17 protein-coding genes and 4 tRNA genes are annotated in these 21,302 nt (G+C 58.8%); 17 read left to right on the top strand and 4 right to left on the bottom strand.

Annotated features, from left to right (window positions below):
• Positions 1-32: 32 nt before the first annotated feature.
• From ptsP to ACN0VH_RS14835, 7 genes are all read left to right on the top strand, one after another.
• Entirely contained in the window at positions 33-2,273 is a 2,241-nt protein-coding gene (gene ptsP, locus ACN0VH_RS14865) for a phosphoenolpyruvate--protein phosphotransferase (RefSeq protein ID WP_278924299.1), read from the top strand.
• 602 nt (positions 2,274-2,875) lie between these two features.
• Positions 2,876-5,170 (top strand): bifunctional salicylyl-CoA 5-hydroxylase/oxidoreductase, encoded by a 2,295-nt coding sequence (locus ACN0VH_RS14860; RefSeq protein WP_417701022.1) that lies wholly within the window; start codon positions 2,876-2,878, stop codon positions 5,168-5,170.
• Entirely contained in the window at positions 5,167-5,922 is a 756-nt protein-coding gene (locus tag ACN0VH_RS14855) for an SDR family NAD(P)-dependent oxidoreductase (protein ID WP_417701021.1), read from the top strand. The genes ACN0VH_RS14860 and ACN0VH_RS14855 overlap by 4 nt, the downstream gene beginning before the upstream one ends.
• Complete coding sequence (locus ACN0VH_RS14850) at positions 5,919-6,380, top strand: MarR family winged helix-turn-helix transcriptional regulator (protein ID WP_278924296.1); 462 nt, start codon at positions 5,919-5,921, stop codon at positions 6,378-6,380. The genes ACN0VH_RS14855 and ACN0VH_RS14850 overlap by 4 nt, the downstream gene beginning before the upstream one ends.
• Entirely contained in the window at positions 6,377-7,180 is an 804-nt protein-coding gene (locus ACN0VH_RS14845) for an enoyl-CoA hydratase family protein (protein ID WP_278924295.1), read from the top strand. The genes ACN0VH_RS14850 and ACN0VH_RS14845 overlap by 4 nt, the downstream gene beginning before the upstream one ends.
• An 82-nt stretch (positions 7,181-7,262) precedes the next feature.
• A complete protein-coding gene (locus ACN0VH_RS14840; protein WP_417701020.1) occupies positions 7,263-8,423 on the top strand; it encodes an acyl-CoA dehydrogenase family protein in 1,161 nt (386 codons plus the stop codon).
• Position 8,424: 1 nt separating this feature from the next.
• Positions 8,425-10,050, top strand: coding sequence for an AMP-binding protein (locus ACN0VH_RS14835; protein WP_278924293.1), 1,626 nt, complete (start codon positions 8,425-8,427; stop codon positions 10,048-10,050).
• A 75-nt stretch (positions 10,051-10,125) separates the two neighbouring features.
• On the opposite strand, the gene ACN0VH_RS14830 is transcribed toward ACN0VH_RS14835, so the two are convergent.
• Complete coding sequence (locus ACN0VH_RS14830; protein WP_278924292.1) at positions 10,126-10,710, bottom strand: NAD(P)H-dependent oxidoreductase; 585 nt, start codon at positions 10,708-10,710, stop codon at positions 10,126-10,128.
• 163 nt (positions 10,711-10,873) lie between these two features.
• On the opposite strand from ACN0VH_RS14830, the gene ACN0VH_RS14825 reads away from it, so the two are divergent.
• Positions 10,874-11,440, top strand: coding sequence for a TetR/AcrR family transcriptional regulator (locus ACN0VH_RS14825; RefSeq protein WP_417701019.1), 567 nt, complete (start codon positions 10,874-10,876; stop codon positions 11,438-11,440).
• Here ACN0VH_RS14825 and ACN0VH_RS14820 read toward each other — a convergent pair.
• Positions 11,430-12,077, bottom strand: coding sequence for a glutathione S-transferase (locus ACN0VH_RS14820; protein ID WP_417701018.1), 648 nt, complete (start codon positions 12,075-12,077; stop codon positions 11,430-11,432). The genes ACN0VH_RS14825 and ACN0VH_RS14820 overlap by 11 nt on opposite strands.
• Positions 12,078-12,297: 220 nt before the next feature.
• Between ACN0VH_RS14820 and ACN0VH_RS14815 the strand changes: the two genes are divergently transcribed.
• The 6 genes from ACN0VH_RS14815 to ACN0VH_RS14790 all read left to right on the top strand — a co-directional run bounded on the left by ACN0VH_RS14815 (position 12,298) and on the right by ACN0VH_RS14790 (position 14,828).
• A complete protein-coding gene (locus ACN0VH_RS14815; protein WP_278924289.1) occupies positions 12,298-12,870 on the top strand; it encodes a histidine phosphatase family protein in 573 nt (190 codons plus the stop codon).
• A gap of 73 nt (positions 12,871-12,943) precedes the next feature.
• Positions 12,944-13,019 (top strand) — tRNA-Val (locus ACN0VH_RS14810).
• Between the two features lie 443 nt (positions 13,020-13,462).
• A complete protein-coding gene (locus ACN0VH_RS14805; protein WP_417701017.1) occupies positions 13,463-14,206 on the top strand; it encodes a hypothetical protein in 744 nt (247 codons plus the stop codon).
• A gap of 269 nt (positions 14,207-14,475) precedes the next feature.
• A tRNA-Asp gene (locus tag ACN0VH_RS14800) sits at positions 14,476-14,552 on the top strand.
• 80 nt (positions 14,553-14,632) lie between these two features.
• Positions 14,633-14,709, top strand: a tRNA-Asp gene (locus ACN0VH_RS14795).
• 42 nt (positions 14,710-14,751) lie between these two features.
• Positions 14,752-14,828, top strand: a tRNA-Asp gene (locus ACN0VH_RS14790).
• A 171-nt stretch (positions 14,829-14,999) separates the two neighbouring features.
• Here ACN0VH_RS14790 and ACN0VH_RS14785 read toward each other — a convergent pair.
• Entirely contained in the window at positions 15,000-15,221 is a 222-nt protein-coding gene (locus ACN0VH_RS14785) for a hypothetical protein (protein ID WP_417701016.1), read from the bottom strand.
• A 196-nt stretch (positions 15,222-15,417) separates the two neighbouring features.
• Positions 15,418-16,806, bottom strand: a complete 1,389-nt coding sequence (locus ACN0VH_RS14780) for a M20/M25/M40 family metallo-hydrolase (protein WP_417701015.1) — start codon at positions 16,804-16,806, stop codon at positions 15,418-15,420.
• A gap of 423 nt (positions 16,807-17,229) precedes the next feature.
• On the opposite strand from ACN0VH_RS14780, the gene hemA reads away from it, so the two are divergent.
• From hemA to ispG, 3 genes are all read left to right on the top strand, one after another.
• Positions 17,230-18,453: a 5-aminolevulinate synthase gene (hemA, locus tag ACN0VH_RS14775; RefSeq protein ID WP_278924305.1), complete on the top strand. Its 1,224-nt coding sequence runs from the start codon at positions 17,230-17,232 to the stop codon at positions 18,451-18,453.
• A 131-nt stretch (positions 18,454-18,584) separates the two neighbouring features.
• On the top strand, positions 18,585-19,808 hold the full coding sequence (locus tag ACN0VH_RS14770; RefSeq protein ID WP_278924285.1) for a helix-turn-helix domain-containing protein: 1,224 nt from the start codon (positions 18,585-18,587) through the stop codon (positions 19,806-19,808).
• Positions 19,809-20,064: 256 nt separating this feature from the next.
• On the top strand, positions 20,065-21,195 hold the full coding sequence (ispG, locus tag ACN0VH_RS14765; RefSeq protein WP_278924284.1) for a flavodoxin-dependent (E)-4-hydroxy-3-methylbut-2-enyl-diphosphate synthase: 1,131 nt from the start codon (positions 20,065-20,067) through the stop codon (positions 21,193-21,195).
• Positions 21,196-21,302: the final 107 nt, after the last annotated feature.

Below are 21,302 nucleotides of genomic sequence, written 5' to 3'. Positions count from 1 at the left end.
CTGCCTGCCACAAAAAAATGTGAACAGGGCCCATGGTCGAAAGTACTGAATCTGAAAGTCGCAAGCTGCTTGGCCGCTTGCGCGAGGCTATGGCCGGGGACAACCCTGGCCAGGCCCGTTTGGACAAGATCACCCATCTGATTGCCGACAGCATCGGCACCCAGGTGTGCTCGGTCTATCTGTTTCGCGATGATGACACGCTTGAGCTCTGCGCAAGTGAAGGTCTGAATGTCGAATCCGTACACCAGACCCGGATGCGCATTGGCGAAGGTCTGGTGGGCCGGGTTGCCAAATTTGGCAAGGTGATCAACACGCCAGATGCCCCCAACGCCAAGGGGTTCCGCTATATGCCGGAAACCGGAGAAGAGCGGTTTTCTTCCTTTCTTGGTGTGCCGATCCAACGGCTTGGCGAAATGCTTGGCGTGCTTGTGGTACAGTCGAATGATGCCCGTGAATTTTCGTCAGATGCGGTCTATGCGCTAGAGGTGGTGGCCATGGTCATCGCCGAGATGACAGAGCTTGGGGCCTTTGTCGGCGAGGGGGCGGCGTTGTCGCCGCTGCACCAGCAGGCAGTTCTGTTGTCCGGTACTGCCGCGCAGGAAGGCGCCGCAGAGGGTCATGTCTGGCTGCATGAACCACGTGTGCTGGTCACCAACCCATTCGCCGACGACCCCGAGCGCGAGCAGGTGCGGCTGTGCGAGGCAGTGGAACACCTGCGCATGGGCGTCGACAAGATGCTGGAGATCTCGCAAAACGGCGATAAGGAACAGCTGGAAGTCCTTGAGGCCTATCGCATGTTCGCCAATTCCAAGGGCTGGATGCGGCGGATGGAGGAAGATATCGCACGCGGGCTCAGCGCCGAGGCGGCGGTGGAAAAGGAACAATCCCAGGCCCGCGCCAGGCTGTCGCAGGCGCAGGATGCCTACCTGCGAGAACGGCTGAGCGATCTGGACGATCTGTCCAACCGGTTGCTGCGCATTCTGACCGGGCAGGGGGCCGAAACCGGGGCTGATCTGCCAGAAGATCCGATTCTTGTGGCGCGCAACATTGGCCCGGCGGAACTGCTGGAATATGGCCGCAACCTCAAGGGCATCGTGCTTGAGGAAGGTTCGGTTGGATCGCATGCGGCGATCGTGGCACGGGCGTTGGCTATTCCACTGGTGGTCAATGCCAAACGGATCAGCACCGAGGCCTTGAACGGCGATCATATCATGGTGGATGGCGAGCAGGGCGTGGTGCACCTGCGCCCCGACGATACCGTGGTCGGGGCTTTTCGTGACAAGATCGCCATGTTGGCCCAGGCACAGCAACGCTATGCTTCGATCCGCGACAAACCGGCGATAACTCTGGATGGTCAGAAGATCAACCTGGTGATGAACGCAGGGCTGATGGCGGATCTGCCGTCGCTGGAAAATTCGGGGGCCGAGGGTGTTGGCCTGTTCCGCACCGAGCTGCAATTTCTGGTACGGAACCAGATGCCCCGGCGTTCGGAACTGGTGGCCCTGTATAAACGGGTGCTGGATGCGGCGCATGGCAAGCGGGTTGTCTTTCGAACCTTGGATATCGGCTCTGACAAGGTGCTGCCCTATATGAAGCCCAACGACGAGCCGAACCCGGCTTTGGGGTGGCGCGCGATCCGGGTGGGGCTGGACAAGCCTGGCATCATGCGGATGCAGTTGCAGGCCTTGATGCGGGCCGCAGATGGGCGGCCTTTGACAGTGATGTTTCCCTTTGTTGCCCAGGCCGAAGAATACCGCGCGGCGCGCGATGAGGTGACCAAAACACTGGAGCGCGAGCGCATTCTTGGCCATGCCCTGCCAGAGAGCCTTGAGATCGGCGCAATGCTGGAAACCCCATCTTTGGCCTTTGCCCCGCAAAAGTTCTTTGACGATGTTGGTTTCGTCTCGGTGGGCGGCAATGATCTGAAGCAGTTTTTCTTTGCAGCCGACCGCGAGAATGAGCGTGTGCGCAAGCGGTATGATAGCCTGAATGTGAGCTTCCTGAGCCTGATAGAGCAGATTGTTGAGCGCTGCGCCATCTCGGGTACCCCACTGAGTTTCTGTGGTGAGGATGCCGGCCGCCCCATCGAGGCAGTCTGCCTCGCGGCAATGGGGATGCATACGCTGTCAATGCGGCCTGCTTCAATTGGGCCAGTTAAGTCTTTGTTAATGAGAGTTAACCTGGCTGATCTGCGGCGCGTCATCTTTGCCTCACGTCATCGTGGCGACCAATCGGTTCGCGAGGCGGTTATGCGCTACCTGCGCGAAATCTGACCTGCGCCCCAGGCTCATCGCCCCGAGGTAATTCTGCGTCGCCCGCCTGGTCTGGCGTCAGTTTTCTGCGGCGCGCGGGGGGGTATTATCCGGTTTTATTGTCGCCTATTCACGCTTTTCGTCTGATTTCCTGGGTGGCGGGGTTGTCTTTTGTCGTAGGTATCTGCGCGCTTTGCGCAAAAAAGTGGCAAAAAATTACCATTTCTCAACTTTTCTGGTGATCTTGGCTTCTCTGGTCGAAGCTTGCGGTGAGCAAGGGGGGTAAAAACCTGGGTGCTGCCCGAAATTTGCTGTATTTTATGCTTCATGCCGCGGTGATGATTATGGGTTATTCCATTTCCCTGCCAGATTTTGCACTTAAGAGTGTCTCTTAAAATATTGTTAAAGATAGTTAAAATGAAAATACCCATAGGGGGCTGTGGATATTTCAAACAGCCGTTTTACCCGGGGGGCTTGGGCTGCCACGCCGCGCGGGCAAATTTTGGCTGGGGCGCCTTGCGGGCCTGATCATCGAATTAACTTCAAGCCTGAAACTTTAAGCTTGAAGTTTTAACGCGCCAACCTATCCTGACTACATAATCTACTTCCAGGGAGAATGGGTCATGAAAGTCGCATGTTTAGGAGGCGGGCCAGCCGGGCTCTATTTTGCAATCTCGTTGAAGTTGCGGCAGCCCGAGGCCGAGGTCACGGTGTTCGAGCAGAACAAGGCCGACGACACCTTTGGCTGGGGCGTGGTTCTGTCTGATGACGCGCTAGAGAACCTGAGCAAGAATGACCCTGCCAGCGCCCAGTCAATCAAAGAGAATTTTGCCTATTGGGATGACATTGCCGTGGTGCAAGAAGGCGTCCGCACGGTCTCTCAGGGGCATGGCTTTGCCGGGATCGGCCGTAAAAAGATGCTTTTGATCCTGCAAGAGCGCGCCCTGGCGCTTGGCGTTGACCTGCGCTTTGAATCCCGTGCGAAACCCGCCTCAGACTATCAGAAAGACTATGACGTGGTGGTGGGGTGCGATGGGCTGAACTCGGCGGTGCGGAACGAGTTTGCCGATCACTTCAAACCCAATGTTGATGTGCGCCCCTGCAAGTTTATCTGGCTGGGAACGCATCAGAAATTTGATGATGCCTTCACCTTTGTCTTTGAAAAGACCAAACATGGCTGGGTCTGGATCCATGCCTATCAATTTGACGACAATACCGCGACGGTGATTGTCGAATGTTCGGGCGAGACCTGGGATCGCTGGGGCTTTGAGGATATGTCCAAGGAAGAGATTATCCGCACCTGCGAGGAAATCTTTGCCGATCATCTGGGCGGCCACAACCTGATTTCCAATGCGGATCATTTGCGTGGGTCTGCGGTTTGGATCAACTTCCCGCGGGTGCTCTGCGATAAGTGGCACCATGAAAACGTGGTGCTGTTGGGGGATGCCTCTGCGACCGCGCATTTCTCGATTGGCTCTGGTACGCGGCTTGCCTTTGATAGCGCCATTGCGCTGGCAGAGCTGCTGAGCTGCGAGGACAGCCTGGAGCGCGCCTTTGAGCGTTACCAGGAAGAGCGGCGCCTGGATGTATTGCGGCTGCAATCGGCGGCGCGCAATTCGTTGGAATGGTTCGAGGATGTGGAACGCTACCTGGATATGGATCCGGTCCAGTTCAACTATTCCCTGCTGACGCGCAGCCAGCGTATTTCCCATGAAAACCTGCGCCTGCGTGACCCGAACTGGCTGGAATCGGCGGAAAAGTGGTTTCAACACAAGGCTGGTGTGCCTGCGGATGCCCCAGTGCGTGCGCCGATGTTCGCCCCCTACCAGCTGCGCGATATGCATCTGAAAAACCGCATCGTGGTCTCGCCGATGGCGCAGTACAAGGCGGTAGATGGCTGCCCCACCGATTGGCACCTGATCCATTATGGTGAACGCGCCAAGGGGGGCGCCGGACTGGTTTACACCGAAATGACCTGCGTCAGCCCCGAGGGGCGGATCACGCCAGGCTGTCCGGGTCTTTATGCGCCCGAACATGAAGCGGCCTGGACGCGTCTGGTAGATTTTGTTCATCAGGAAACCGATGCCAAGATCTGTTGCCAGATCGGCCATTCCGGGCGCAAGGGGTCAACACAGGTTGGCTGGGAAACCATGGATGCGCCACTGCAGAGCGGCAACTGGGATCTGGTCTCTGCCTCGGCGTTGCCATGGTCGGATCAAAACACCACCCCGCGTGCGATCAACCGCGCTGAAATGGACCAGGTCAAAGGCGAATTTACCGCCGCCGCCGAGATGGCAGCGCGTTGTGGATTTGACATGATCGAACTTCATGCGGCGCACGGCTACCTGATTTCATCGTTCATTTCTCCCAAATCCAACATTCGGCAGGATGAGTACGGCGGGTCGCTGGAAAACCGGATGCGCTACCCGCTAGAGGTCTTTTCTGCCATGCGCGCGGTCTGGCCGACGGACAAGCCGATGTCGGTGCGCATCTCTGCCACGGATTGGCTGGGGGCGGATGGGGTCACCCCGGAAGAGGCGGTCGATATCGCGCGCGCCTTCTCTGAAGCGGGGGTTGATATTGTCGATGTCTCTGCCGGGCAGACCTCGGTTGAAGGTCAGCCGGTCTATGGCCGCATGTTCCAGACACCGTTTTCCGACCGGATCCGCAACGAGGCGGGCCTGGCCACCATGGCGGTGGGCAATATCTACGAGGCCGATCACGCCAATTCCATTCTGATGGCGGGGCGGGCCGATTTGGTCTGTGTCGGGCGTCCGCATCTGGCGGACCCCTATTGGACCCTGCATGAGGCCAGCAAACTAGGGGATCGGGCGGGCACATGGCCGCTGCCCTATCTTGCCGGCCGCGATCAGGCCTGGCGACTGGCTGACCGCGAAGCAGAGGTTATCCGCGCATGAGCTTTGCTGGCAAACATGTTGTTATCACTGGTGGTGGATCGGGGCTGGGGGCGGAACTTGCGCGCCAGTTCGCCGCGCAAGAGGCCCGCGTTACCATCCTTGGGCGGCGCGCAGAGGCCCTGCAGGATGTGGCAGCAGAAACCGGCGCCCTGCCGCTGTCCTGCGATGTGACGGTGAGGGACAGTCTTGATCAGGCGATCAAGGCGGCCACAGCCGAGCAGGGCGGGGTTGATATTGCCCTGGCCAATGCGGGGGCCGCGCCGTCAAAACCGTTTGAGCGTATGACACCGGAAGATTTCACCGGTGCGCTTGGGGTCAATCTGTTGGGGGTGTTCAATCTGTGGCAGGCCTGTCTGCCGATGATGAAGCAGGCAGGCTGGGGGCGGTTGATCGCCATTGCTTCAACAGCCGGGCTAAAGGGCTATCCCTATGTGTCAGGCTACTGTGCGGCCAAACATGGGGTGCTGGGCCTGACCCGCGCCCTGGCGATTGAGCTGGCCAAGACGGGGGTGACGGCAAATGCGCTGTGTCCGGGCTTTATCGAGACACCCTTGCTCCAGAACTCGCTTGAGACCATCGTGAAAACCACTGGCATGTCACCGGAACAAGCCGCAAAATCACTGCGCCGCGGCAACCCACAGGATCGTTTTATCCAACCGGGTGAAGTGGCCGAGGCCGCATTGTGGCTGGCAAGCGTTGGCGCCTCTTCGGTGAATGGGGCGGCGCTGCCGATTTCAGGAGGTGAGATTTGAGCGAGACGGATATTGCAAAAGACCGGCTGCGGCTGTGGCTTCGGGTGCTTAAGGCGACGCGCAGTGTGGAAACCGAACTGCGCGAAAACCTGCGGCAGGGGTTTGCTACCACGCTGCCGCGCTTTGACGTGATGGCGGCGCTGAGCCAGCATGTCACCGGGCTGAAGATGAGCGAACTGTCCAGCGTGCTGAAGGTGTCCAATGGCAATGTGACCGGCATTGTTGAGCGTCTGGTAGAGGATGGCCATGTGCTGCGTGAAAAAGTGCCCGGAGACCGGCGCGCCAGCCGGGTGCGCCTGACCCCGGAGGGGGAGGCGGAATTTGCCCGCCAGGCAGCCGCGCATGAGCAGTGGATTGATGGAATTTTTGCCGATGTGGCGCCTGAGGCGGCACAGGGCATGGCCGAGGCGCTGGATGCAGTGGCCCGGCGGTTGGAAAACAAGGATGAAACGCAATGACCCAGGTGGATACACAGCATTTTCTTTGCAAGATTGAAGAGGGCATCGCCACGGTGTCTCTGGATCGGCCAGAGCGCAAGAACCCGCTGACCTTTGACAGCTATGCTGAGCTGCGCGACTGGTTCCGCGATCTGCACTACAATGACGCGGTCAAGGCCGTGGTCTTTGCGTCCAACGGTGGCAACTTCAGCTCGGGGGGGGATGTGCATGAAATCATTGGCCCTCTAACCAAGATGAGCATGAAAGAGTTGCTGGCCTTCACCCGGATGACCGGGGATCTGGTCAAGGCGATTGTCAACTGCGGCAAGCCGGTCATTGCGGCGATTGATGGCATCTGCGTCGGGGCTGGTGCCATTATTGCCATGGCGTCTGATTTGCGGATCGCGACGCCAGAGGCAAAGACCGCGTTTTTGTTCACCCGCGTGGGGTTGGCTGGCTGCGACATGGGGGCCTGTGCGATCCTGCCGCGGATTATCGGTCAGGGCCGCGCAGCGGAGCTGCTGTATACCGGCCGATCCATGAGCGCTGAAGAGGGCGCTGCCTGGGGGTTTCATAACAAGCTGGTGCCGGGCGAAGATCTAAACGCCGAGGCTGCGGCCCTGGCAGCGCGGATCGCGGCCGGGCCGAACTTTGGCAATATGATGACCAAGACCATGCTGGCGCAGGAATGGTCGATGTCGATCGAGCAGGCCATCGAGGCCGAAGCCCAGGCGCAGGCGATCTGCATGCAGACGGCAGATTTCGAACGTGCCTATCATGCCTTTGTAAACAAGGAAAAACCGGTTTTTGAGGGCGATTGATCCGCAAGCCGCAGCACGTGGTGCAGCGGTTGGATGCCTCCGGCGGAGGTATTTTTGGGAAGATGAAGAGAAGGGGTGACAGATGGCAGACCGTACATATTTGAGCTGGCCATTCTTTGAGGACCGGCATCGGGCGCTGGCGCATGAGTTGGACCTTTGGGCCGAGCAGCACCTGAGCGGCATTGATCACAGTGATGTCGATGAGGCCTGCCGCAGTCTGGTTGCTGCTTTGGGTGCGGGCGGCTGGGCGCAGCACAGCGGCGCAATGACGGGCGAGAGCCTGGATGTGCGTAGCCTCTGCCTGATCCGTGAAACCCTGGCGCGCCATGACGGGCTGGCCGATTTTGCCTTTGCGATGCAGGGGCTGGGAACCGGGGCCATTTCTCTCTTTGGGTCGGCGGCACAGCAGGCGGAATGGTTGCCGCTGACCCGCAGTGGCAAGGCGATTTCGGCCTTTGCCCTGACCGAGCCGCAGTCTGGATCCGATGTGGCAAATTCCACGATGACGGCGCATTTGGATGGCGATGACTATGTGCTGAATGGGGAAAAGACCTGGATCTCCAATGGTGGCATCGCCGATGTCTACACTCTGTTCGCCCGCACCGGAGAGGCACCGGGTGCCAAGGGGCTGTCGGCCTTTGTTGTACCGGCGGGTCTGCCTGGGTTTGAGGTGGTTGAACGGCAGCAGGTCATTGCGCCGCATCCCTTGGCCACTCTGCGATTTACCGACTGTCGCATTCCCACATCCGCCCTTCTGGGGCAGCCGGGGGGGGGATTCAAGATCGCCATGTCGGTGTTGGATGTGTTCCGGTCGACTGTCGCTGCGGCGGCGTTGGGGTTTGCCCGGCGCGCCCTGGATGAGGCCTTGGAGCGGGTGTCATCCCGGCAGGTTCAGGGGGCGGCGCTGTTTGAATTGCAGATGGTGCAGGGCCATATCGCGGATATGGCGCTGGATGTGGATGCGGCGGCGCTGCTGGTGTACCGCGCGGCCTGGGCGAAGGACAGCGGTGCAGCGCGCGTCACCCGCGAGGCTGCCATGGCCAAGCTGTTTTCCACTGATCAGGCGCAGCAGGTCATCGACAAAGCGGTGCAGTTGCATGGGGGTGATGGCGTGCGTCATGGTCAAAAGGTCGAAGAGTTATATCGTGATATCAGGGCGTTGCGCATTTATGAGGGGGCATCGGATGTGCAACGGGTGGTGATTGCCCGGCAAACCCTAGGTGCCTATCAGGGGGGCAAGTGAGATGTTGAGCGCAAGTGCCCATGCTGATACCTTTACCCGTGACAACCTGCCCCCCGAGGCGCAGTGGCCGGAGTTCCTGCTGGAGGGGTTTGACTATCCCGAGCGGATCAATGTTGGCGTCGAGCTGACCGATGCCATGGTCGAGAAGGGGTTTGGTGATCGCACCGCCCTGATCGGCAATGGCCGTCGCCGCACCTACAAGGAGCTGAGCGATTGGACCAATCGGCTGGCCCATGTGCTTGTGGAGGATCTTGGCGTGAAGCCGGGCAATCGGGTGTTGATCCGTTCGGCCAATAACCCGGCCATGGTGGCCTGTTGGCTGGCGGCGACCAAGGTGGGCGCGGTGGTGGTAAATACCATGCCTATGCTGCGCGCCGGAGAGCTGGGACAGATTGTCGACAAGGCAGAGATCAGCCATGCGCTCTGCGATACCAGGCTGATGGACGAACTGGTCACCTGCGCCAAAGAGTCGACCTATCTGAAATCGGTTGTCGGTTTTGACGGGACATCCAATCATGATGCCGAGCTGGACCGGCTGGCGCTGGAAAAACCGGTTCACTATCATGCGGTTGAAACCGGGCGGGATGATGTGGCGTTGCTGGGCTTTACCTCGGGGACCACGGGATCGCCGAAGGCGACGATGCATTTTCATCGCGATCTGTTGATCATTGCCGATGGCTATGCCCGCGAAGTGCTGGATGTGCAGCCGGAAGATATCTTTGTCGGCTCGCCGCCGCTGGCCTTTACCTTTGGTCTGGGCGGGTTGGCGATCTTTCCTCTGCGCTTTGGCGCGGCGGCGACGCTGTTGGAAAATGCCTCACCGCCCAGCTTGATTGAAATCATCGAGAAATATCGCGCAACGGTTTGCTTTACTGCACCGACGGCCTATCGCGTGATGCTGCAGGCGATGGAGGAGGGGGCGGATCTGTCATCGCTGCGGGCGGCGGTTTCGGCGGGAGAAACCCTGCCAGCGCCGGTTTATGAGGATTGGATTGCCAAGACTGGCAAGCCGATGCTGGATGGTATTGGTGCCACCGAGATGCTGCATATCTTTATCACCAATCGCTTTTCCGACCACCGCCCGGCTTGCACCGGCAAGCCGGTGGCGGGCTATCAGGTGCGGGTGCTGGATGCTGACGGCAACGAGGCCCCGCGCGGCGAGGTTGGCCGCCTGGCGGTCAAGGGTCCGACCGGTTGTCGCTATCTCGCCGACGACCGGCAAGAGATCTATGTTAAGGACGGCTGGAACGTCACGGGCGACAGCTTTGTCATGGATGAAGACGGGTATCTGCATTTTGCCGCCCGCAATGACGATATGATCATCTCGTCTGGCTATAATATTGCCGGCCCCGAGGTCGAAGCGGCGCTGCTGTCGCATGAGGCCGTGGCGGAATGCGCGGTGATCGGGGTCCCGAATGAGGCCCGCGGAGAGATCGTCGAGGCGCATGTGGTGCTTTCGACCGGAGAGGTGCCCTCGGGCCATCTGGTCAAGCTGTTGCAGGATCACGTCAAGGCCAGCATTGCCCCCTTCAAATATCCTCGCTCGGTGGTTTTTACCAAAGAGTTGCCAAAGACCGAGACCGGAAAGATCCAGCGGTTTCGTTTGAAAGACACGTCGCGCGGGTAGGGCCTGAACTGGGGGGGCGGGCTGCGTGGGAATATCGCGCAAGGCCCGGCCCCTATTCTGCAGGAAGGTGCCGGATCAGGCGGCCTTTGCCGCCAGTTTCTGTGCCTGCGCCAGCCAGCCCGCGACCGCCTTGGGTTTTGGCTGCGACGCCGGGGCAAAGAATGAGGTCTTGACCGGCTTTAGCCCGATAAAGCCAAGGATCTGACGTTCTGTCTGCCGCAGCATGGCGTTGTTATACATCAGCGACATGGCCCATTTTGGGGTGTCCGAGGTCATGAAGACCCGGCCGCTGCGTCCTTGCAGCAGGGGGGCTGGCAGGCCCATCTTGGTGTTGCGCGGATCAAAGGCGGTTCCCGGCAGTAGGGCGCGATCAAACAAGCCTTTCAATTTTCCGGGCATTCCTCCCCACCACATTGGCGTGGTCAGGACAAAATGCTCGCTCCATTGCAGCTGGCTGACAAAGGTTTCCAGGTCGGGTTCCAGGGGTTTGGTCTGGGCGTAACCGGCAAAGCCGTAATCCATATCAAAGGTCAGGTCATGCAGATGGCTGATACGGACCTCATGCCCATTGGCTTTGGCGCTGCGTGCATAGGTGAGGCTCAGCTCCTTTGAGAGAGAGGTTTCGGCAGGGTGGCCATTCAAGATATAGATCCGGGTCATCGGTATCTCCAGTAATTGACTGCGGTCATTTATTCGACATTAATGACTGTGGTCAACATTTAAATGACTAAGGTCAATTTATATGTGAGCAGTGCCAGAGGAGTCGTGACCCGGTTTGACCCTGTGGCCTGGACGTGGCACCTAAGGCTTCATGGTAAAACAGTTGCAGAAACGAACCCTAGAGACCCGCGCCCGGCTTGTGGCGGTGGCCACCGATCTGGTAGCCGAGCAGGGCTATGCAGCGCTGCGCACCGAGGAAGTGGTCAAGCGTGCAGGCGTTGCCAAGGGCACTTTCTTTGCCCATTTCAAGGATAAAGACGCCCTGATGGACATCTTGATCGGCACCGCGATTGACCGGCAGTTGGATCAGATGGCGCAGAAAGCCGCGCCTGAAACGGTGGCGGATCTGGTGGCATTGCATGCGCCTTTGCTGACGGTGATGACGCAGGAACGCTATGTCTTTGATGTGATTCTGCGGCTGTCAGGGGCCGCTGCAATTGCTGAAATCGGTGTGATTGCCACCACCTTTGAACGCTATCACCGCTTGGCAACACGTTGGTTTGAAACGGGTCATTTTCGCCGCGACATTGATGCAGAGCTACAGGCAGAGGGGTTGCAGGCCTTTCTTACCCAGGCCATGGCGCTGCATTTCTGTGCGTTGCATCGCAGCCAGCCCATGGCGCAACGGATGCAGCTTTACTTGCAGGCCTGGTTGCAGCCTAGCGTGTAGGCTGGGCAGGGCCTTCAGCGTCAGGAAAGATCGTCGGCGCATCGCTTGCGTGCCATTGCGGGTATTTATGCATGATCGCCGCAAAACGGGGGCTGATCAGAAAACGCTGCAACCAGGCCTGCAGGGCGGGCCAGGGCTGGCTGTCAAACCAGGGTTTGTCGATGAATGCGAACTGACGCACGAAGGGCAAAATCGCATAGTCCGCTAGCGTGGCCTCGGCAAAGATCCAATCCTCGATCTGATCGTTCAGCTGCGCCAGAAACTCTGCGGCCAGTTCTCGCTGCTCTGCGCTGTCCTCTTCGGGGTAGCGGCTGGCGTATTTTGTGCGATCCAGCGCCTGTTTGAACGGTCCGTCGGCGCGGTTGATCCAATCCCATCCCGCCTGTGGCATGTCCAGCCAGCGCTCTGGATCGTTCTGGCGCAGAGCCCAGACCATGATGTCGAGGCTTTCGTCGATTGCGCCTTCAGGTGTCACGAGGCAGGGCACGGTCGCACTGTCTGAAGCCTGCAAAAAGGCTGCGGGCTTGTCGCGTAGCACCACCTCTCGCAGCTCTACCTGTTGCTGGGCTGCGGCAAGGGCCAGCCGGGCGCGCATGGCATAGGGGCATCTGCGAAAAGAGTAGAGCGTGCAGGTCATCACGGTATCGCCAGTGTGTTTCAGCACCGCGCCGAGGAAGGGCGGGCCATCTGTGGGTGGAGGCTGGCAACAAATAGATTTTCTGCACCGCTGTCGAGAGGCGCAGGGGGCTTGATACGAGACCTGTGCGGCTTGGCTTGGTGCGGGGGGGTGCTTTCTTTCTTGGCAAGGCGGCGCTAACAGTATGGAAATTCAATCAAGCCACGGGGATAGGCAGCCAATGACGACTTTTCCAAAAATCTGGTTTCTGCGCCATGGGCAAACCGAATGGAACGCCGAATTGCGCATCCAGGGGCAGTTGGAATCTTGTCTGAGCCCCCTGGGCCTGACCCATGCACAGCAGCAGGCCACCGTGATGGGCCCGATTCTGGCTCAGTCGCCTGCCTGCTTTGTCTCGCCGTTGGGGCGGGCGCAACAAACGGCCGAGATCGCCCTTGGCGGTAAGGGCTATGCCACCGATTCCCGCCTGGCCGAGGCCCATGCCGGCGATCTGCAAGGCATGACGCTGCCAGAGGTCGCAGCGCGCTATCCCGCCATCTGGGACAGCAATCCCAGGCATCTGGATCTGTTCTGCGCCGCGCCCAATGGCGAAGGCTATGGGCGTTTCCACGCCCGGATCCTGTCGTTCATGCAGTCTTTGACAGGCCCTTCTGTGGTGGTTGCGCATGGATTGCTGGGGCAGGTGCTGCGCGGCATTGCCCAGGGATTGTCACGCGAGGAGATGGCGGCGCTGTCGAATGAGCAGGGCTGCGTCTATGTGTTGGAGCACGGCAAAGAAGAACTTTTGAAGTAAGCGGTTTTTTTTGAAAGAAATGCCTTTTCCCCTCTTGCGTCCGTCCCGCTCTTTGTCTAAATCCCCGCATATCGGGTGATTAGCTCAGTTGGTAGAGCGCTTCGTTTACACCGAAGATGTCGGGAGTTCGAGCCTCTCATCACCCACCATCCAACCCCTTGATAAATTTAATTGGCTTCAGGGGTTGGGGCTGGCCTGCGAAATGTTCCGCAGCTCCCCGAACCGCCCCGGTATTACCCGAATTTTCGGATCAGAGTGTAATCCAGTATCTTTGCCGTATCTTGAATCTGATCCGGTGCAGATCTGGCGTCGGTTTGACAGGGGGGCGCCCTGCTGGACTGCCCTGGGCGTTGGGTAACCTTTCCAGTGGCCCCGCATTTGAGACCATTGCAGCAGCGCAGAGTGGCGAATCGTGTGCAGGGTCACGTCGTCCAGCCAGGCGTGCAGCTCCCGGACGGGAACTGGCGGGCCGTTCGCCCATTTCTGGGCGGCTGGGCAGGGGGCATCTGCGTGTTGCTGCCCCTGTAAGCCAGTGCTAAGTTTCGGCAAAATCTAAAACCACCGGATGTGCATATCCATAGGAGAGAGACGCTTGCCTGAACCTCGCCCCACTTTAACCCTGACGTTGCGCCGCACTGGCGGGACCTCTCTGCAAAGCTTTCTCGCGCAGATCTCGCCGTTCCGAAGCGTTGAACACGAACCGTTCAATCCTGACAGGATGTGGGGGCATGTTGTTAAAAAATTCCAGGACGGCAGGGACCTGGTCGCGCTTGAGGCGGATATTGACGCGCTGCTGGAGGCAGAGGTCAATGTAAAACACTGCATCGAGGTTGTGCCCCCCGAGGTAACAAAAACCCTGATCAAATGCGCAAAAAAGCGGGGGTATTTCTTCATTGTCCTGACGCGTCGCGATAGCGTGCGCCGCTTGCGGTCTCTCTTTATGGCGATGTCGACTGGTGCCTGGGGGCCAGAGCAGGAAGAGGCGCGCTATCCGGGGATTTTGTCCGGGGAATTCAAGGCAACGCCCGTCAACCTGGAGAAGGTCAAAAGGCAATACTGGAATGACCAGCTGATGTTGGGGCGTATGCTTTCGGTGCTGCGGTATCAGAATGTTTCCTACCAATGGCTGGTGTTTGAAGAAATCTACAAAGGGGAACAGCCGGTTTCTGTGCATGCGGCAAATCTGGCGCGGCAGATCGGCATTGATGTGTCTGGCGAGGGGGACAACCTCGACAAGCTGAATGAAAAGGGCAAGCAGAGCTCGCATCATATTGAGGATTTCGTCCCGAACTACGACGCGATGATGGCGACCCTGAAGGAAGTCTGCATCGATTGATCGGCTTTTGCTGCATCAGGCCGCACTCCGGATTGGTAAATCCCGACCAGCGCCGCTGTGCGGGCTGTGCCCGATTCTGGGCTACCGCATCTGAAATGGCGCTGGCGGTCCGGGTGAGCGCAATCGAAGTTATGAAAATCAAATAGTTAGGATGTTTTGGCTATTTTTTTCGACCAAAGCGGAGAAAATGCCAAAACACCGCTTGACGATCCCCGAGTGCTGGGAATATTACAGCCCAACATTCAGCAGCAACGCTGGATGGGCAGCACGCGGTTGTAGCTCAGCTGGTTAGAGTACCGGCCTGTCACGCCGGGGGTCGCGGGTTCGAGCCCCGTCAACCGCGCCACTGCTGCCTGTTTGATTTGAGCATATCAAATCCCGCTCCGGATGGGGAATGTGGCGCAAGCCACAGAAGAAGGAAAATGCGCGGTTGTAGCTCAGCTGGTTAGAGTACCGGCCTGTCACGCCGGGGGTCGCGGGTTCGAGCCCCGTCAACCGCGCCACTTTCCTTGTGCCCTTTGGGTGGCCTGAAAAGGCATAGATGCGCGGTTGTAGCTCAGCTGGTTAGAGTACCGGCCTGTCACGCCGGGGGTCGCGGGTTCGAGCCCCGTCAACCGCGCCACTTTTCACCATATATGATCATATAATTTTCTTGCGGAAAAGCCGCCCTGGAAGCGATGCCCACCCTGGGCACGGCATATTCCGGGCGCTGCGCGGCAAAGCCCTAGATGGGCAAACAGCCCCGTGCAGGGGCTGGACAATCTGTTTCACCGCATCAGGGATGCCGCCGGGATCAGGGGGCAGGGGGCGTGGGTTCGGCCTGGGTATCGTGGCGCCAGGCGGTCAATTCTGAGTTGACCCACTCTGTCAGGCGTTCCATGTCTGGTGTCTGCTTTGCTTCCAGGTGGCGCAGCATGACCCGCACCCCGTGTTGATAGCCCGCGCGGTAGCTTTCTTCCGGATCGCTCTGGATTCCTTCAAAACCGGCAGGACGTTTGAATTTGCTATGCGGCATTGTCTGTCTCCATTCGCAAGGGCAGTAATATTCCTGCCCAGTCTCGCAAGATCTGGCTAAGCAAGTCTTAAAGCAGGCTGGGATCTGGGCGAATATCGCACATATTTCCCTGTAGGAGAGGTGCAGAGGCTTTGGTCCGACGCAGCCGGGGCGCCTGTGGTAGAGGGGCCGATGTGGCGGCCCCTCCTGATGGTCGTTATTTGCTCAAGGCATCCAGGATGCGCGCCCAGGAACGGGTGCCCTTGTGGAAGCTCTTGAGGTCGTATTTTTCATTGGGCGAATGGATCGCGTCATCCTCGTTGGCATAGCCGACGAGCATCGATTCCATGCCCAGGATCGACTTGAAGAATCCAGCAATCGGGATAGAGCCGCCCATGCCACAGAAGACGGCTTCGCGTTTCCATTCATCGCTGAGCGCACCGCGGGCGGCTTCGAATTCGGGGCGGGAAATATCCATCACCGAGGCACGAGATCCTTCCAGATCGTTGTTCCAGACCACTTTGCAGTCCGGTTTCAACTGGGCTTCGACATGTTTGCGCAACCTGTCGCGCACGGCATCTGGATTCATGTCGCCGACCAGACGGCAGGTGATCTTGCAATGGGCTTCGGATGGGATCACGGTTTTGGAGCCCGCGCCGTTATAGCCGCCCCAGATGCCGTTGATTTCCAGCGTCGGGCGGGCCCATTGCTGTTCAAGGATGGTGTAGTCTTTTTCCCCATGGGCCTGGGTGTAGCCTGCATTGCCCAGGTAATCCTTGGCATCAAAGCCCGAGGCCTCCCATTGGCGCAGCAGTTCGGCTGGCACCTTTTCGACCCCCTCGTAAAAGCCCTCCACTGCAACCGCGCCGCTGTCTTCGTCATAGAAAGAGGCGATGATGCGTGACATTTCCCGCAGGGGGTTCAGGCCGGGTCCGCCGTAATGACCGGAATGCAGGTCGATGCGTGGCCCAACAAGGGTGAATTCATCCTTGACCATGCCGCGCAGCTGCGAGGAAATCGACGGCACCCCGCGCGACACCATCGAGGTGTCGCAGATTAGCGCCAGATCCGCCTTCAGCTCGGCGGCGTGTTCTTTCATGAAGGGCACCAGCGAGGGAGAGCCGCTTTCTTCCTCGCCTTCAAAGAAGAAGGTGATGCGGCAGGGCAGAGAGCCATGGACTGCTTTCCAGGCGCGGCAGGCTTCGACAAAGGTCATCAGCTGCCCCTTGTCATCCGAGGCACCGCGACCGCGAATAACGGTGCCGTTTTCCGTCTCTTCCAGCTGTGGTTCGAAGGGCGGCGTGGTCCACTGGTTCAGCGGGTCAACTGGCTGGACGTCATAGTGGCCATAAAACAGCACATGCGGCGCTTCGGTATTTTCTTCACCGATATGGCCCACCACCATCGGGTGGCCGGGGGTGGGGCGTTTTTGCGCCGGGATGCCGATGCTGTTGAGATCTGCAACCAGCCAATCGGCGGCCTTGTCGCAGTCGGCCTTGAAGGCGGGGTCAGTGGAAATGGATTGGATGCGCAGCAGCTCCAGCAGGCGCTCTGTGGCGGCGTCAAGCTCTGTGTCAATCCGATCAAGCACGTCGTTCAGCGACATTGTTTTCTCCGGCAGTTGGTGGGAATTGAGAAGTGATGCCGGGACCCTAGCAGCCTCAAATGCCGGGGGCCAGATCTGCCAGCCAGATCTGCCAGCCTGTGCGTTTGGCCTGTGCGGGACGTGGCTGCGGCAGCGATAATGACCCCATTGGGTTTCCAATCAGCTGCATTTGGAACTTTTGTCGCAGCGGATTTGCCGGTTTAGGGGGAAAAGCGGGCGCTGAGCTTCTTGCCGGGCGATTGCTATAGGTTTATTTGACCTACATCAAAGTTGTTACGCGTCTTGCGGCCTATCAGCTTGAAGAGACGATACGCATTTGGTACTTATTCACTAATATGAATGAGTTTGCGACCAGCCAACTGCGTTCCAGATACACAGCCAGCGCTGCCGGATCGGCGCCTTGAGATAGCTATGGAGAAGCCGGTGGACTATTCCGCGAAACTTGATGCCGCCATTGATCGCCTTCACGAAGAGGGGCGGTATCGCACCTTTATCGATATCGAGCGCCGAAATGGCCAGTTTCCTCATGCCGTTTGGACCCGCCCGGATGGCAGCAGCCAGGACATCACGGTCTGGTGTGGCAATGACTATCTTGGCATGGGGCAAAACCCCGTCGTGTTGCAGGCGATGCACGACGCCATTGATGCCACCGGGGCAGGCTCTGGTGGGACGCGCAATATTTCTGGGACCACGGTCTATCACAAACGGCTAGAGGCAGAGCTGGCTGACCTGCACGGCAAAGAGGCGTCGCTGTTGTTCACCTCCGCCTATATTGCCAATGATGCCACCCTGTCGACGCTGCCCAAGCTGTTTCCGGGGCTGATCATCTACTCTGATGCGCTGAACCATGCCTCGATGATCGAAGGGGTGCGGCGCAATGGTGGTGACAAACGTGTTTTCCGCCACAACGACGTGGCGCATCTGCGCCAGCTGCTAGAGGCAGACGATCCGGGCGCGCCAAAACTGATCGCCTTTGAATCGGTTTATTCCATGGATGGCGATTTTGGACCAATTCAGGAGATCTGCGATCTGGCGGATGAATTTGGTGCCCTGACCTATATCGACGAAGTGCATGCCGTGGGTTTGTACGGGGCGCGCGGTGGCGGTGTGACTGAACGCGATAATCTGGCCCACCGTATCGACATCATCAACGGCACCCTGGCCAAGGCCTTTGGTGTGATGGGCGGCTATATCGCGGCTTCGAACAAAATGTGCGATGCGATCCGCTCTTATGCGCCGGGCTTTATCTTCACCACCTCTTTGTCGCCTGCGGTTGCAGCCGGGGCAGCGGCATCGGTCGCCTATCTGAAAGAGCACCCCGAGCTGCGCGACGAACACCAGGCATTGGCCAAGGCGCTGAAGCTGCGGCTGAAAGGTCTGGGCCTACCGATCATCGACCACGGCAGCCATATCGTGCCGGTGATTGTTGGCGATCCTGTGCATACCAAGAAACTCAGCGATATGCTGCTGTCAGAGTTCGGCCTCTACGTGCAGCCGATCAACTACCCAACTGTGCCACGGGGCACCGAACGGCTGCGCTTCACGCCTTCGCCGGTGCATGGGCCAAAAGAAATCGACCACCTGGTCCAGGCAATGGACAGTCTTTGGGCGCATTGTGCGCTGAATCGTGCCGAACTGGCCGGTTAAAGCACAGTTTTGTGTTCAAAGCGGTTGAGTGTGTTATGTCTTACTCAATGAAAAGGTACAGCTGAATCTCGATGTGATTCGGTGAGTGCCCTGAGATGTCGATTGCGGCAGGCTATGATGGGACAGCGGGCATGATGAGGCGCCTCACTTTGCGCAAGTCGAAGGAGCATGAAGAGATTCCTGCTCTGAAGAGCTTCGATGATTATGAGATGCGCCTCGGGGATATGATGCGTGGCGAGCGGGCGACTATGGGGAAATCCCTGCTCGATGTGCAGCGCGAACTCCGCATCAAGGCCTCTTACGTCGCTGCCATTGAAAATTCCGAACCCTCCGTTTTTGATACGCCAGGCTTTATTGCCGGCTATGTGCGTTCTTACGCGCGCTATCTGAACATGGATCCCGAGGTTGCTTTTGAAACGTTTTGCCGCGAAAGCGGCTTTTCTGTTGCGCATGGCATGTCCTCCCAGGCTTCGTCGCGTAAAGCACTGCCCCGTCCGGTCACCACCACCAGCGGTGGTCTGGGCAGTGGTGCCTTTACCACCCCAACCACACCCTTTGCACCGGCGGATGCTGGGGTCTTCAGCCATATTGAACCGCGCGCTATCGGCTCTCTGCTGGTGCTTGTCGGCCTTATCGTCGGTATTGGCTATGGTGGGCTGAGCATCCTGAAAGAAGTGCAGCAGGTGCAATTCGCCCCGGTGGAACAGACGCCGCTGGTTCTGGCAGATGTCGACCCGCTGCAATCCGCGCGCCGTCTTGGCGATGCGATGACGGCGGCAAATGCTGTCAGCGACCCCGCGACCGAGGCCCTGGATCGTTTGTATCGTCCGCAGGCGTTGGATGTGCCGGTTCTGACAGCGCGTGATGCCCCCATCGCAACGCTTGATCCGCGCAGCCTGGGTAACTTTGCCGTGCCCGAAGAACTGCCCAGTGTGCTCCTGGCGGATGCCAGCCTGCCAGCCGACGGCCCTGCGGGGGCGGGCGTGCCACAGGTTGTCGAAACCGTCTCCCCTGGGGTTGAAATGGTTGCGGTGCGCCCCTCTTGGGTGCAGGTGACCGTCGCCGATGGCTCGGTCATCTATGAAACAATCATGAACGCCGGTGACAGCTTCACAGTGCCGCTCACCGAAGAGGCGCCAAAGCTGCGCACCGGCGAAAGCGGCGCGATTTACTTTGCCGTCAACGGCAATCACTTTGGCCCGGTGGGCGATCGTGGCCAGGTGAGCAAGAACATCGATCTCTCGGTTGACGGTGTGCTGGATCGGTTTGAAGTGGCTGATCTGGCGGATGTGAAAAACAGCGCCCTGGCCACCATGGTGGCATCATTGCAAACCCAGAAACCTGCCAGCGAATAAATTGCCTTACGGCTGTGCCGACCCCTTATCGGGATTTTGCGCGGGCTTTCGATGCATCGACCCATGTCTTATTGTTGTGATCGCGGGTCCAGGCTGTGCCGGGTTGCCCGCCTGTTGATCTGTTTCATCCAGGGGGGCTTGGTCTTTTCAGCCAAAGAAAGTGCTTTTGCCGGGCTTGCCCGTTGGTCGCCCCATTGCAGCGCCGGGGCGGAGCCCGTATCTAACCGGTAATGAGGATCAACCGGGATCAGTCTGCATGTCGATGAATCACATTCGCCCCTGGCGCAATATCGAGCGCCGCAAAAGTCGCCAGATCCATGTTGGCAACCTGGCCATTGGCGGCGATGCGCCCATCGCGGTGCAGACCATGACCAATACCCTGACCACCGATATTTCCGGCACCATTGCCCAGGTGCAGGCCGCCGCCGAAGCGGGGGCGGATCTGGTTCGGGTTTCTGTCCCGGATGAGGCCTCTTCCAAGGCGCTGAAAGAAATCGTCGCCGAAAGCCCGGTGCCGATCGTGGCTGATATTCACTTTCACTATAAGCGCGGGATTGAGGCGGCCGAAGCCGGGGCTGCCTGTCTGCGGATCAATCCGGGCAATATTGGCGATGAAAAGCGGGTTGCCGAGGTGATCAAGGCGGCGCGCGACCACAACTGCGCCATTCGTATTGGCGTCAATGCCGGATCGCTGGAAAAGCACCTGCTGGAAAAATACGGCGAACCCTGTCCTGCAGCCATGGTCGAAAGCGGCTTGGATCATATCAAGATCCTGGAAGATCACGATTTTCACAACTTCAAAATTTCGGTCAAGGCCTCGGATGTCTTTATGTCTGCCGCTGCCTATCAACAGTTGGCCGAAGCGACGGATGCTCCGATCCATCTTGGCATTACCGAGGCGGGCGGCTTTGTCTCGGGGACGATAAAATCCGCCATTGGCCTGGGTCAGCTGCTTTGGATGGGCATTGGCGATACCCTGCGCGTCAGCCTGTCGGCGGATCCGGTCGAAGAGATCAAGGTTGGCTTTGAGATCCTCAAATCCCTTGGCCTGCGCCATCGTGGCGTCAACATTATCTCTTGCCCGTCCTGTGCGCGCCAGGGGTTTGACGTGATCAAGACGGTCGAAGCGCTGGAAGAGCGGCTGGCCCATATCCACACGCCCCTCAGCCTGTCGATTATTGGCTGTGTTGTGAACGGTCCTGGTGAGGCCCTGATGACGGATGTGGGCTTTACTGGCGGCGGCGCTGGCTCTGGCATGGTTTATCTGGCGGGCAAGGCCAGCCATAAGATGAGCAATGCCGCCATGGTGGACCATATCGTCGAAGAGGTAGAGAAGAAGGCTGCAGCCATCGACGCGCAAGAGGCCGCCCAGGCTGCCGAGGCCTGATTGGTGCCAGCGTAGCGGGGCAGGGGTATTGCGCCAGTGCCCTACATGAAATCAAAGAATTATACGAAAAGGGCGCCACACCAGCGCCCTTTTGTTTTGTTGATAGA

It is taken from the genome of Pseudophaeobacter sp. (assembly GCF_048267565.1).
GTDB lineage: Bacteria > Pseudomonadota > Alphaproteobacteria > Rhodobacterales > Rhodobacteraceae > Pseudophaeobacter > Pseudophaeobacter profundi.
Note: the sequence above shows the minus strand (reverse complement) of the source record. Positions and strands in the feature narration are given on the sequence as shown.